This window comes from Avibacterium paragallinarum, from assembly GCF_900450705.1.
Taxonomy (GTDB): Bacteria; Pseudomonadota; Gammaproteobacteria; order Enterobacterales; family Pasteurellaceae; genus Avibacterium; species Avibacterium paragallinarum.
On sequence record NZ_UGHK01000003.1, the window covers coordinates 16272 to 28172 of the forward strand.

Annotated in this window: 17 protein-coding genes; 16 read left to right on the forward strand and 1 reads right to left on the reverse strand. The window is 40.0% G+C overall.

Features of this window, described 5'->3' with window-relative positions; all coding sequences use genetic code 11:
* Positions 1–3: 3 nt before the first annotated feature.
* A complete protein-coding gene (locus DXZ23_RS14410; protein WP_017807429.1) occupies positions 4–216 on the reverse strand; it encodes a hypothetical protein in 213 nt (70 codons plus the stop codon).
* Between the two features lie 586 nt (positions 217–802).
* On the opposite strand from DXZ23_RS14410, the gene DXZ23_RS14415 reads away from it, so the two are divergent.
* The 16 genes from DXZ23_RS14415 (at position 803) to DXZ23_RS14480 (ending at position 11771) form a co-directional block, all read left to right on the forward strand.
* Complete coding sequence (locus tag DXZ23_RS14415) at positions 803–1651, forward strand: P22AR C-terminal domain-containing protein (protein ID WP_021724782.1); 849 nt, start codon at positions 803–805, stop codon at positions 1649–1651.
* Between the two features lie 313 nt (positions 1652–1964).
* A complete protein-coding gene (locus DXZ23_RS14420) occupies positions 1965–2255 on the forward strand; it encodes a hypothetical protein (protein ID WP_017807430.1) in 291 nt (96 codons plus the stop codon).
* A 10-nt stretch (positions 2256–2265) separates the two neighbouring features.
* On the forward strand, positions 2266–3729 hold the full coding sequence (locus DXZ23_RS14425; protein WP_017807431.1) for a hypothetical protein: 1464 nt from the start codon (positions 2266–2268) through the stop codon (positions 3727–3729).
* A gap of 2 nt (positions 3730–3731) precedes the next feature.
* Complete coding sequence (locus tag DXZ23_RS14430; protein ID WP_017807432.1) at positions 3732–4397, forward strand: hypothetical protein; 666 nt, start codon at positions 3732–3734, stop codon at positions 4395–4397.
* A gap of 13 nt (positions 4398–4410) precedes the next feature.
* Complete coding sequence (locus tag DXZ23_RS14435; RefSeq protein WP_026138624.1) at positions 4411–4737, forward strand: hypothetical protein; 327 nt, start codon at positions 4411–4413, stop codon at positions 4735–4737.
* A 72-nt stretch (positions 4738–4809) separates the two neighbouring features.
* On the forward strand, positions 4810–7164 hold the full coding sequence (locus tag DXZ23_RS14440; RefSeq protein ID WP_021724780.1) for a pyocin knob domain-containing protein: 2355 nt from the start codon (positions 4810–4812) through the stop codon (positions 7162–7164).
* 8 nt (positions 7165–7172) lie between these two features.
* Positions 7173–7814: a DUF4376 domain-containing protein gene (locus tag DXZ23_RS15585; RefSeq protein WP_051185281.1), complete on the forward strand. Its 642-nt coding sequence runs from the start codon at positions 7173–7175 to the stop codon at positions 7812–7814.
* A complete protein-coding gene (locus DXZ23_RS15590) occupies positions 7792–8064 on the forward strand; it encodes a hypothetical protein (protein ID WP_035696072.1) in 273 nt (90 codons plus the stop codon). Before DXZ23_RS15585 ends, DXZ23_RS15590 begins: the two co-directional genes overlap by 23 nt.
* Before the next feature lie 110 nt (positions 8065–8174).
* Entirely contained in the window at positions 8175–9083 is a 909-nt protein-coding gene (locus tag DXZ23_RS14450) for a hypothetical protein (RefSeq protein WP_017807434.1), read from the forward strand.
* Complete coding sequence (locus DXZ23_RS14455) at positions 9080–9883, forward strand: hypothetical protein (protein WP_017807435.1); 804 nt, start codon at positions 9080–9082, stop codon at positions 9881–9883. Before DXZ23_RS14450 ends, DXZ23_RS14455 begins: the two co-directional genes overlap by 4 nt.
* Entirely contained in the window at positions 9876–10046 is a 171-nt protein-coding gene (locus tag DXZ23_RS15595; RefSeq protein WP_017807436.1) for a hypothetical protein, read from the forward strand. The genes DXZ23_RS14455 and DXZ23_RS15595 overlap by 8 nt, the downstream gene beginning before the upstream one ends.
* Positions 10047–10050: 4 nt before the next feature.
* Positions 10051–10392 carry a phage holin, lambda family gene (locus DXZ23_RS14460; protein WP_017807437.1) on the forward strand — a complete coding sequence of 114 codons (342 nt, stop codon included), beginning with the start codon at positions 10051–10053 and terminating at the stop codon, positions 10390–10392.
* On the forward strand, positions 10385–10798 hold the full coding sequence (locus DXZ23_RS14465) for a M15 family metallopeptidase (protein ID WP_035688213.1): 414 nt from the start codon (positions 10385–10387) through the stop codon (positions 10796–10798). The genes DXZ23_RS14460 and DXZ23_RS14465 overlap by 8 nt, the downstream gene beginning before the upstream one ends.
* Positions 10755–11120: a DUF2570 family protein gene (locus DXZ23_RS14470; RefSeq protein ID WP_243398548.1), complete on the forward strand. Its 366-nt coding sequence runs from the start codon at positions 10755–10757 to the stop codon at positions 11118–11120. The genes DXZ23_RS14465 and DXZ23_RS14470 overlap by 44 nt, the downstream gene beginning before the upstream one ends.
* Positions 11086–11304, forward strand: a complete 219-nt coding sequence (gene lysC, locus DXZ23_RS14475; RefSeq protein WP_226537699.1) for an Rz1-like lysis system protein LysC — start codon at positions 11086–11088, stop codon at positions 11302–11304. The genes DXZ23_RS14470 and lysC overlap by 35 nt, the downstream gene beginning before the upstream one ends.
* Entirely contained in the window at positions 11301–11771 is a 471-nt protein-coding gene (locus tag DXZ23_RS14480) for a defense against restriction DarA-related protein (protein WP_017807172.1), read from the forward strand. Before lysC ends, DXZ23_RS14480 begins: the two co-directional genes overlap by 4 nt.
* Positions 11772–11901: the final 130 nt, after the last annotated feature.

The following is an 11901-nucleotide window of genomic DNA, read 5'->3' on the forward strand; positions in this document are numbered from 1 at the left end:
CCTCTAATTCGCCCGATAAAGTTCACACAAAGCCTTCAACGCTTGCGGGCGAGAAACACCCATTTCAGCACAGATCGCGTCAAATTCATCAGCAAGATCTGCGGGCAGTTGCATTAAAATGCGTCTAGCTCGTCCTTCGGCGATGGCTTTATCATTTAAACGGCGGGCAGTTTCCGCACGAACGCGGCGAGAGTGTTCAGTCATTGAATTTGCCATTTTTACTCCTTGATTTTGCTGAATAAACGTTATAGTATTTAGGAACTGCCTAGCGGTGCGGGTAAAATCACCGCTAGGACTTTTAGCTATCTAGTAAGCGGGTAAACTTACGAAGATAAGAATAACTAGGATTAACAGTTTAACGAACATAATCCAGTTCCTTTTTGTTGCCGCTCTCAACAAGGGCGGCTTCTTCATTTTCAGCCCTTACTGAAAACAAGTGCATTATATAAATAATAGATTAAATCGTCAATAGTTATTTATATAATGAATTTTATTTTTTACTTTACAACCCAACTTTATTTCACTATTATTACTCTCATAGGTGTCGAAACCTTAAAACAGGCGGTAATCCGCAACCGAAATCCAATGCGGTTTTTTTGTATCTAGAATTTGGTGTTTCTCCTTTTCTCAGCCAGATTTGACAAAAAACGGTAAATGACAATCAATGATCGAGTGGGCGAGGAATACAATACCCGAAAGGGGAATAACTCCAGCTTACTACTAGGCTTCTGAACCACTCGATCACCAGTTACCTTTATGATAAAGGCAACTGACATTATTCAGAAAATTAGTAGAGGCAATTATGTCAAATATCATCACCGCCGATTACAACGGCACTCAAGTTTTCTTTCAAGATGACGCTTATCTCAACGCAACAGCTATCGCAAAGCATTTTAATAAACTACCAAATGAATGGTTACGTCTTGAAAGCACGCAAGAATATATTGATTTACTATGCAAAAAATTAAATACGGGAAAATCCCGTATTTTAAAAACCACTCGTGGCGTAAATGGTGGCACTTGGCTACATCGCCGCTTAGCCGTTCCATTTGCTCGCTGGCTCAATGTTGAATTTGCAATTTGGTGCGATGAAGAAATCGAGAAAATACTAATCGGGCAAAAACAACAACTCGCCTTACCCGCTTCAACCGTGGACGAACGCACAGGTTTACGAGAAGCCGTCAATGTGTTAGTTGCTAAGCGTAAATTAACCCACAGTGAAGTTTACGGCTTTATTCATCAACGCTTTAACGTTGAAAAAATTGAACAGCTAACCGCTGAACAAATTCTACAGGCGATAGAGTATGTGCAAAAACTCACTATCGGCGTAGAAATCACCTTACCCAGCCCAGAGAAAAAATACACTTTTGAGTTTACCGAGTACGAACTTCAAAAGCTTGCTTGGCTCTGGTTTGCATTCAAGCGTGGCGTAGGCACATTTCAGCATATCCACAAAGCCTTTGAAGCCCTAGGCTCAAATCTAAGCCCCCAAATTTACGGACAGGCTTATGAATATTTAAGCGTACTACGTTCATCAAACCAAATCTTAAATCGCATTACTGAAGAATTTGAAGCCGACCCAATGACAAGCTGGCGTGTATTAACACATCTGCGAGAGTTCAATCCCAAAGCCGTAAAAATCGACTTCTAAAAACCTAACCCAAAACCGACCGCACTTTTCTCCAAGAAAATTGTGTGGCGGTTTTGTTCAACCAAAATTCAGCAAGAAGGTGAAATTATGTTCAGAATTTTAATGATTATCGGCTTGCTGTGGTGTGCGTATGAACTCGATTTGAGAGCAGACTGCGACGGGCATTATTGTGGAATAACCACAGATTTGTTAGTGAAAAAGTAAGAAAAAAACGACCGCACTTTATTGTGCGGTTTTTTATTAGGAAAATTTAGCGAAGTCAAGGAAAGTAAACCCCGATAATAGCATTAATTTGATGAGGTTTATTGTCATTATGGAAACAGCAAAAATTACACAAAGTGATGTTGAAAAAATGGTGCGGCATTGGTTGGCAACACCTGTGAATAGCTATTTAGGGTCTGATTATGGTTTTGATAAACACGCCCTGTTATTCGCTCCGCTTACAATGGGGGCGGCTGATGAAGTGATTGCTAAATTGCGTCGAGATGTTCCCGTTTTGGATATGCTCCCTCCTGATGCGGTGAACATTTATTCTGTGCCTGTGAGTCCAGATAAAATGCACTTTATCTTAGAGATTGGCAATATTGTGTTAGATATTATGTGAGGATTGAACAATGTACACCAAAGAAGACTTCCTTGAGGCGGTGAAAGAAGAGGCGTTAAAAAACGAGCTGACTGCCGCCTTGTATCACGCGGGCGATCCGAGATTTTTACAAATGCAAGGGGCAATCGCTCAAATGCTTGCTATGTATAGCCAGCAACTTGAAGTCGCAATGCAAGAGCCTTTTTTGAAATCAAGAGACGCAACCGTATTGGCAGATGCCGCCTTGAAAGGATTAATCTTTACTGCAAAGCCCGCGATTGTTCAGATTAAAGCCATTAATAATGGCAATACGCCTGTTAGGATTGAAGCGGGTCGTTATTTATTTGACGCAAGCGGACGTATGTATCGAATTGACAGTCCTGTTACATTACCAGCTTCAACGCAAAATAATGGTGAGGGAGAAATTATGGCAACTCAATTACAATTTGTTAAACACTCTCATACTATGAGCGAGTCCTATCCATTTTATGCTATTGAGGTTGAAGAGCCAAAGGATGGTAGTTATATATCTACTATTCAAGTGAAAGTCAATGGTGAGGTATTTGACCCCTGTTTTAAATTTAATGGTGTTGATGCGGGAGAAAAGGTTTTTCATATTGAGTCAGATGAATATAAACGTTTATATGTTAAGTTTGGTGAAACCTCCGTTGTGGGATTTCAACCCTCGATTAATGATGTTATAACGATAGAGTGCGGACAATGTTTTGGCGACATTCAGCCTGAGCTTGGAAGTACATTTTCATTTCAATATATTCAAGCTAATGAGGAAAACGAGATTAATTTAGAAATGAAAGCATTAAAACGGGCGGGGAAAAATCCTATTGACATAGCAACATTAAGAAACTTGTGTAATTATCCTTCGACTTATGATGATAATGCTGTATTTCTCGGTGAGTTTGATAAATTACTTCGTAAAAATTTTAATCATTTGGCATTTCTAGCCGTATGGAATGAACAGATAGAAGAAAAAATACGAGGGGCTGACATTAATAATGTTAATACGCTATTTTACTCTTTTGCTTTACCCGATAATTCAGTTGAAAGTAAAGAATCTATCAAGCGACAAATATCACAAGTCATTGCGGAAGCTGATGACTCCTATAAGACAAAGTTCGTTGAACCAATTACAGAAAAAATTCATATTACCGTTAATGCAATCATTGCAAGAGCTTATGATGTATTACAAGTTAAAGCTCAAATCATTGATCTTTTGTTACAAGAATATGGCAAAAATGCTTTTTCAACCAAGCAAGGGAAGGTTGTTGTAAAAAATAAAGAAGTATTTAGTTTGATAGAGCAGGCAATTCCAGCACTTGCGGACAAAAGAAGTGATTTAAATGTATCAATATCTAATGGAGTGAATTCCGCTCCCGAAGTATTTCGATACTTAGATAAAGAGTCAATCACAATTAATTTAACGTCTAATGGGTATGAAAGTAGCGTGTGGGGCGGTGGATATAATACAGTGGAGTAAGTATGGTAAATCAGACAGGAGCAAAAGAGGTCACGCCTATTTATCCATTTGTGGCCTCAGAAATGACAGAGGAAATTGAACTAGCTTGGAAAAATGTTTTTCTTAGAGTTTTTAAGAAAATGCTATGGCATAGACAAAGGGGTTTATTACATTATGGATCGCCTTATTTGGCTCAAAGTGCATTATTAACGAAATTTGCGTTAAATGATGGGCTAAGTCTAATGCGTGCTGATGGCGATATTGATAGACTTCGTTATCTTTTTAAGGCTTGGCGAGCTAAAAACCCTAAAAGAGGTTTTCATTTTCTGCGTACTTATTTACAAATGCTTTATCCAGATGGCTTCACTATTGAGCAATTGTGGCAGGAAACAGATAAACCATATACAACATCGCTTGTAAATGCCGAAGGAGTTCGTAGAAAAAACACTCCTCATTGGCTTACATCTAGGATAAAAATTTCAATCACCGATATAAGCGAAGATGGGCAACAAATACTGCAGTATGTATCTACAATTCAATCAATTATAGGAGCTAGATTTGTTGTTGGACTGACTGTAAAAAAAGAACTAGGAAATAAAAACAAGCCTTCAAAAGTTGTTATTGGAACGGGATTTTCTGGGTTTAATTTTGCCTCATTTAAAGGCAAGTGCCGATTACCAATTATTTAAGGCAGGGGGATTTATGATAGAAAGTCATTCTATGGCTTGTAATAGATTTGTACAACTTGTTCGTGATTTTTCGATCAGAACTAAAAAATGGGAACCAGCAATTCGTTATGAAACAAAATTTGATGAAAAGCACGATCTTACTTTGGTAAGCCTACGGGTGTATGGGCGACGAAATGAGTTTCTTACTATTATGGCAGCCGCTGGGCTTGGTTCTTTTGATGAGCCACTTAATGAACAGATTCTTGTTCTGCCTACTGAAAAACAGCTTAAAGAAATAAAATCTCGTGCTGGATATGAAAATAACCAAGAAAAAAGAGAATTTTATAAAACGGTGATTTAGGAAAAAAACAAGTATTAAATATATCTACCTTTTTATACTAGCCTCACAGATTTTTATCGTTAAGGATATGTGATGGCTGTAAATCAAATCAATAGTCCCCCAACAATAACTAAGGTAGGATTAAAACTAGCTACGATGAATAATAATCAGCATTTATCGCTGACTATTACACACGCGGCATTTGGTACGGAAAAATATCGACCAACGGGAGAAGAAACTTCCCTAAAACAAGAGAGATTGCGTGTAGGTATTGCATCCGCTGTAAGATTAGATGAGAAAACAATCCAGATGCGTTTTGTTGTAAAAGCAGAACAAGATGAAGGTTTTTGGTGTAATGAAATTGGTTTTTGGGCAAATAATACGCTTATCGCTGTTTATTCTTCGGATGAAATAAAAGGCGAAGGGTTAATTTTTATCTCTGATAAAGTGGAGACAACAATTTCATTTTCGCTTGCCTTGGAAGCAATGCCTGTTGAACGTATTGATGTGCAAATAATGCAAGATCAAGATAAACTTATTCAGCTCATAAATCAGCACGAAAATGAAGATAATCCACACCCTCAATATACCCCCAAAACTCTCACCGCCACCAGCCAAAACGCCGTGGAGGAAACGGGCCACAGTCACGAAATCGACAAAGCAAGCACAAGCCAAGCTGGCATTGTGCAACTCACCAATGACACAAACAGCGAAGCAGAAACCCTAGGGCTCACCGCCAAAGCGGGGAAAACGTTGAAAGGGCTGATTGATGCCTTAACCCGCAATCTGAGTAACTATATCCCCAACAGCAAAAAATCTGACGCGGTCACTTCGCCAAGCTCTGATACTATCGCCACAAGCTTTGCCGCTAAAACCGCCTATGACAAGGCGGTTGAGGCGGATAATCACGCCGAAAGTGCTTACAATTTGGCTGAAAGCAAACAATCACCAGCCACAACCTTAGCGGGCTATAAGATTGCGGATTTTGCCCAACGTGCCTTGACCGCAAGCGATAATCTCAATGACATCACTGTAAAAGGCATCTATCACAACTCAACTTATCGCAACACGCCAAATAACAATTATCCCGAAGAACAATCCGGGGTGTTGCTTGTACTGTCAGCAGATGAGCAAATCTATTTTGCCTCTAACGGTAAGATGTTTAAACGCCTTAAAAGCAACAACAATTGGGCGAATGGCTGGGTGAGACTGGATAATTTGACTACCCCCATCGGTGCTGACCAAAATCTTGATGAGATAACCACAGACGGCAATTATTATATTGTTGGCTCGTCTAAAGCAACGCTAGCAAAAAATTACCCCGTTGAGAGAGGTGATGGGGCTTTAGAGGTCTTTGGCAACGGATATTTTCAGCGGTTTACCACGTTTCATTCGTGCCAAGTTTTCAACCGTCGTAAAGTCGGCGGCAATTGGACAAATTGGGTAATGAGTGCTGATGATAAGAGTGAGATACGCCAAAAGACCATTGATTACACCAAGGCAGAGGGTTATGCCTACAGCGGTTTTTACCGACCAAACGGCGATAAACTTAACAACCTGCCGCTTGCCAGTTTGATGGTGCACATCACACACCCATCCTACACCACCAACGCCCACGCAAGAGGGATTGGTTTTAGTTATGGTAGTTATAACGGCAATCAGGCTTGGGATATATTTACCACGGCATTTGACGCAAATGGCACTTATCTCGGACAAAAACAGATTATGACCGAGTTAGGAGGGATATTTAGAGGTGACATTAACCTTAATAATAACATGCTGGGATTTAGTGCAGATACAAAAGATTTTATCAATAGCAAGAATATTGATGGTATTTGGCACGATGACAACAGCAACACCTTTCATTTTCAGTCTGACAGCACTTACAAAAAAACAGGCGACGCAGGTAACGCAAGTTTATCGGCTGTTAATTATTTTGCCAGTGGACGAGTAGAGATTAAAAGTAACACCTGGGGGCGCATCCGTGCCATCCTACCCGATGGTGGTTATTGGCAGTGGGAAGTCAATCCTGCCTCAGCAACCGACCCACGCTTTAATTTTGTCTACCGCTATCCAAACCAGGAAAACCCTGACCGCTACGTGAGGTTCCCGACCGTTCAGCAAGGCGGTGAGACGGTTGCCTATCAAAGTTGGGTGAATGGGAAAGTGGCGGTGTTAACGGGTGTAGTTGAACACGGAGCCACTTTGCCATTACCTCCATCATTTAGCGAAGGACAATGTAAGTTTTTTGTCTCAATGAATTTTGACGATCCAAGGACACAACCATGGGATATTCAGGAATCAGGCAGAAGCAAATCTTACTATCAACGTTGTTTTGTTACAGGGCGAACAGTTACAGCTCAAGCTTGGCACGGTGAGGGGCGAGGTATGGACGTAGGCTCCTGGACAAACGGTAGAGCCAACTATCTTGTTATTGGAATTAAATAGGAGCAAATATGTTTTATGTTTTTAATAAATTGGGGGATTTCCTTTACAGTTGCGATAATCGGATGAACGAGGAAGATTTGGCGCAACGTGGCGAAACGGCGGTAGCGAGCGAAAAGGTTTTTATCAATCCCGTGCTGGTGAATGGAAACATTATCGATAAAGGCAATGCCCCGAGCGAATATCACCGTTGGAACGGGGCGGAATGGGTATTATCAACGGAAAAACAAGCCGAACTGCTTACCGACCAACGCAACCAAATCCGCTTACAAATCAACGCCAAACGCGATGCGTGCGTAAACGGCGGTGTATATGTACCAGAAATCGGCAAATGGGTGGATACGGACGAAAAAGGGCGTGCCACGTTGGTTGAAATCAAAGCGGATTTTGACTTAAACGGCAAAACGGAAGAAAACGGCGAGCCGCGTATTTTCACCCTGATTTGTGCGGATAACACCGCAGAGCCACTGGATTTTGACAAATTCAAAGCGGTGTGGAACGCGGCGAAAACGCTCAAAGAAAAAATGTTTGAAAACGCCTATATGCACAAGATTTTGTTAGAACAAGCGGAAAATCCGCTTGAGTATGACTGGTCAATCGGCTGGTCGCAAACCTATGAGGAATACCAAAATGAGCAAGAAAAATCCCTTTAAAACGTGGGGCTATCACGTTTTGATTGCCCTCGACCAACTTTGCAACGCCTTAACGGGCGGTGGGGCAGATGAAACCTTTTCCAGCCGTTGTTACCGCCGAGCCGTGTTAGAGAGCAAGCCCAAAGCCCGCTGGCGGTTTTGGTTTCGGCTGGTAAATGGGCTGTTTTTCGACAAAGACCATTGCAAAACCGCCTATGAAAGCGAGGTGAAACGGCGGCAATATCCGGAGGATTTTACCGCTATAAAGTGATTTTTCATTGACCGCATAAAGTGCGGTCATTTTTTTGAATATTGTCATTATAGGAAAATTGCACTGTTCGATTTTTTGTTCCGTAGCATATTTTACGTAAAAGACACATTATGAGTTTAGATGCTATGGGGATTTTTGATAGTACAAAACAATTTATTTCTGATGCTGTAGATAAAACGAATGAATTCCTGAAGGGAACTTTTGATAAGGCATTAACTTCTTTGAACCCTGGTTTAGGCTCAGATTGGCAAGGGTTAAATAATCATTTAATAGCAAGATTTTACCCAGTAAATTCTGTAGGGGAAGGTAAAGATCGTAGATATGTCAAAGACCCTGATGAGTTGGCGGTATACGCACCGATTCTTGATGGTGCGGAAATGGAATATCAACTTAATTGGCAATCACCTTTTGAACAAATGGGAACAGAAGCTAAAGCTCCAGCTATCAGTGCAATGTTACAGAGTGGGCTATTATCAGACTTTTTTGGTCAGTTTACGCGTTCCGTTGGTGTTGGAGGGGCAAATAGCGAGAATCCTACCCAAAATCAAGGTGCAATACAGGGTGCGCTTAAAAGTCTTGAAGGGAGAACTGGAATAACAAAGCTTAACTCTACCCAAACGTTTGCTGGAATGCCACCAGTTAAATGTACGATGAAGCTTTTATTTCGAGCATATAGCGATCCAAAGTCAGAAGTTATGGATCCTATTAAAACGCTTATTAAGTGGGCTATGCCACAAGAACTGTCGCCAGATGGTGCATTGGTAAATGTGATGCAGGCGATATCAGGCGAGGGGAAATGGCTTGATGTATTAATGCCATCAAAAGCACCTAGGCTTATTGCAATGGAATATAAAGGTCGTATTTATAAGCCACTGGTGATAGAAATGATTAGTGATCCTATAACATCTCCAACCACTTCTGATGGTAGTTATGCTAAAGCTGAAGTTTCGCTGACTATATCATCATTGACCGCTTGGGATAAGGCAGACATTCAGAGGATTTATGGAGGGAAAAAATGATTTATTTTCAACCTGTACGCACAGCACGTTTTACTTTCACATTACAAGAGTTAACTATAGCAGATATACAAGAGCTGCTTAATATTCCTACTCATTTACTTGAGACTACACGCTCTGCATTTCTTCGATTTGCTATCAAAGATCTTACTTGGCATAAAGGCTATTCAGAGCTATCAATTGATCACTTGACGGCACAAGAACGCATTTTTATTGAGGCAACTTATTTATCTAGCGTGTCAGATGTACCAGATTTTAATGTTGGTAATGGGCATTACACGAATTATTTGCAAGTTGAAAAACAATATAAATTAGATCAGGTTGAAATTGGTCAGATTCCAGATGATGAAGACCTTTGGTTTATTCAACCATTAACAGGAGCTATGCTTGATGTCATTGAAGAACGTCTCTTTATGGCAGATAAAACGCCAAATCGTGCGGACTGGTTTCTTTATATGATGGCAGCCCAACTTTTTCGCAAAGAGGAGGAGGTTGTATCCCCTTATCTGAATGCAATAAATTATGGTGATTGGCTAGAGTCTCGGGTTGAGCGATTAAGACGTTTACCTGAAAGTGCTTTTTGCTCTTTGCTAATGATGTTTATTTATAAAGGGATGAAATCAATTACTCATCTTTTTGATATTAATCTTGATAATCAAGGAGTAATTATTCAGCCATCTTATCCTATAGCCACTAATAAAAAAGGAGAGGAAGTTGAATTACTTCCTGCCCGATTTCGCTCTACTGACTCAATCAGTGATCCAGCGAAACAATTATTCGGAAAATTTGACCAAGATGGTTAATTCACTTGTTTTAGAGTATCACTGGAGCTTTAAACAAGCTGCAAATAGTACCATAAGCGATACGAAGTCTTTATTTGAAGGTGCGGAGTTTAAACGCTATAAGGAAAATGAGCAGCGAAAATTTGAAGCATTATTAAAAACAATAGCCAAAACAAGGTTGTAGAATTATGCCAGAAAAAAATCCGGATGTATGGAATCAAATTTGGACATTTATTACATTTCATTTATCTAATCATAATCATCTTATCTGTGCGGTAGTGGTTGCATTTTTTGCATCATTACTTAAGGCTTTTTTATATGGTAAGACAGATAGTCCAAGACGTGTGACAGCAGAAGCACTGTTATGTAGTTTAATTGCTGGGGTTATGCAACCAGTATTAATGCACTTTCATTTTGATATTTCTTTAATAACGCCTGCTGGAGCTGCGATAGGGTTGGCTGGAACGAGTGCGGTAAGGCAACTTTTACTAGGTTTTTTTAAAAGTAAAGCTGGTATAAAAAATGAGTAATTTTAAACTATCAACAATGAGTAAAAAGCGACTCTCGGGAGTGCATTCAGATTTAATTCTCGTAGTAAACAAAGCCCTTGAATATAGCACTGTTGATTTTGCGGTGATTGAAGGGGTGAGAACAAAAGAACGCCAAGCCCAACTCTTTAAGCAAGGGGCGACTAAGACAATGAATAGCCGTCATTTAACCGGTCACGCGGTGGATTTAGCCCCGCTGGTTGAAGGAAAAATCCCTTGGTCAGAACGGGATAAATTTAAGGAAATTGCGAAGGCAATGTTTCGAGCGGCCAAAGAGTTAAATGTCACCATTCGCTGGGGTGGAGATTGGAACGGTAATGGGAAAAGTGAAGATGAACGTTTTTATGATGGCCCGCATTTTGAATTACATCGTGCCGTTTATCCGTAAATATTCCTCGCTGTTGTGGTTATGCGTGATTTTGGGCTTGTGTGGTTGGGTTTGGTATCAGTCGCAGAGGATAAGTAGCTTAAGTGCCAAAAATCAAATGCAAGCCCAAACCATACAGCAACTAAATCATCACCTAGCGGAAAAGACAAAACAGCTCGAAGATGAACGAAAAACGACACAAAAACAGACCGCACTTGAACAAGTGCAGCGAGAAAAAGCCGATGAAGATATTCGCGTTATTTATAAAACGATTAAAGAGCAAGATTGTAGTCGCGAGCCTTTGCCTGATGATGTTATTAAGCGGTTGCAGCACAAAAACTGAAACGGAGTATCGCCTGCCGCCGAGTATTTATTTAATCCCTTGCCCGCAAACTGCCTTTAGCGGTTCAACCTATGGTGAGGCGATTATTTATTTGCGAGTGGTGCAGAAAGAGCGTGAGATTTGTGCAAGCCGTCTAAACGGGATAATTGAATGGGGAAAACAAATTGAAGGAGATAAAAAGTGATTGTTTTTGATTTCGAAAAAATGAATGGTAAAGATGACAAAAGCACGAAAGATGTGATTAAGTATTTCACCAAAGCGGGAATTGAAGTAGCTTCAAGTGAGTTGTCAGCGATTAAACGTACAAGTGGGATTTCTTATAAAGAATTGGCGTTAGGGTTTGCTGATTCACAGCAAGTCATTTTTCAAATTAAACAAACAGGCGATATTTTTAAGGTGAAAATCAATGGCAAAGAAATGCCTATTAAGAACCAACAAAATATTGATCAAGCAATACAAGAAATTATCGCTAAATTGGATAAAGGACGTTTAGATTTCCAGAAAAAATTAGCGAGAACAAAAGTTGCTTTGCCGCCTAAAATTAAATCAACGATTACCAGTGAGGAAGCAACATTAACTCAGAGAGAACAAGAGTTAGATGAGTTAATTGCAAATGCAGACAAAACCTTAAACGAACTTCAAGCGAAATAAGTTAAATAAACGGCGATAAATGATATTGCCGTTTATTATTTTACTTTTTCATTGAAATTTTTTCCTATTAGGAAAATTGCCACAAATTTAAGCTTAACTTCTTCCAAAATGTCATTATGAAAAATTTTGA

What these genes read in the sequence shown, in the direction of transcription:
- DXZ23_RS14410 (WP_017807429.1), bottom strand. Translation starts at nt 216, where the DNA reads ATGGCAAATTCAATGACTGAACACTCTCGCCGCGTTCGTGCGGAAACT.
- DXZ23_RS14455 (WP_017807435.1), top strand. Translation starts at nt 9,080, where the DNA reads ATGATTTATTTTCAACCTGTACGCACAGCACGTTTTACTTTCACATTA.
- DXZ23_RS14415 (WP_021724782.1), top strand. Translation starts at nt 803, where the DNA reads ATGTCAAATATCATCACCGCCGATTACAACGGCACTCAAGTTTTCTTT.
- DXZ23_RS14450 (WP_017807434.1), top strand. Translation starts at nt 8,175, where the DNA reads ATGAGTTTAGATGCTATGGGGATTTTTGATAGTACAAAACAATTTATT.
- lysC (WP_226537699.1), top strand. Translation starts at nt 11,086, where the DNA reads ATGATGTTATTAAGCGGTTGCAGCACAAAAACTGAAACGGAGTATCGC.
- DXZ23_RS14425 (WP_017807431.1), top strand. Translation starts at nt 2,266, where the DNA reads ATGTACACCAAAGAAGACTTCCTTGAGGCGGTGAAAGAAGAGGCGTTA.
- DXZ23_RS14430 (WP_017807432.1), top strand. Translation starts at nt 3,732, where the DNA reads ATGGTAAATCAGACAGGAGCAAAAGAGGTCACGCCTATTTATCCATTT.
- DXZ23_RS14420 (WP_017807430.1), top strand. Translation starts at nt 1,965, where the DNA reads ATGGAAACAGCAAAAATTACACAAAGTGATGTTGAAAAAATGGTGCGG.
- DXZ23_RS14460 (WP_017807437.1), top strand. Translation starts at nt 10,051, where the DNA reads ATGCCAGAAAAAAATCCGGATGTATGGAATCAAATTTGGACATTTATT.
- DXZ23_RS14435 (WP_026138624.1), top strand. Translation starts at nt 4,411, where the DNA reads ATGATAGAAAGTCATTCTATGGCTTGTAATAGATTTGTACAACTTGTT.
- DXZ23_RS14440 (WP_021724780.1), top strand. Translation starts at nt 4,810, where the DNA reads ATGGCTGTAAATCAAATCAATAGTCCCCCAACAATAACTAAGGTAGGA.
- DXZ23_RS15595 (WP_017807436.1), top strand. Translation starts at nt 9,876, where the DNA reads ATGGTTAATTCACTTGTTTTAGAGTATCACTGGAGCTTTAAACAAGCT.
- DXZ23_RS15585 (WP_051185281.1), top strand. Translation starts at nt 7,173, where the DNA reads ATGTTTTATGTTTTTAATAAATTGGGGGATTTCCTTTACAGTTGCGAT.
- DXZ23_RS14470 (WP_243398548.1), top strand. Translation starts at nt 10,755, where the DNA reads ATGATGGCCCGCATTTTGAATTACATCGTGCCGTTTATCCGTAAATAT.
- DXZ23_RS14465 (WP_035688213.1), top strand. Translation starts at nt 10,385, where the DNA reads ATGAGTAATTTTAAACTATCAACAATGAGTAAAAAGCGACTCTCGGGA.
- DXZ23_RS15590 (WP_035696072.1), top strand. Translation starts at nt 7,792, where the DNA reads ATGAGCAAGAAAAATCCCTTTAAAACGTGGGGCTATCACGTTTTGATT.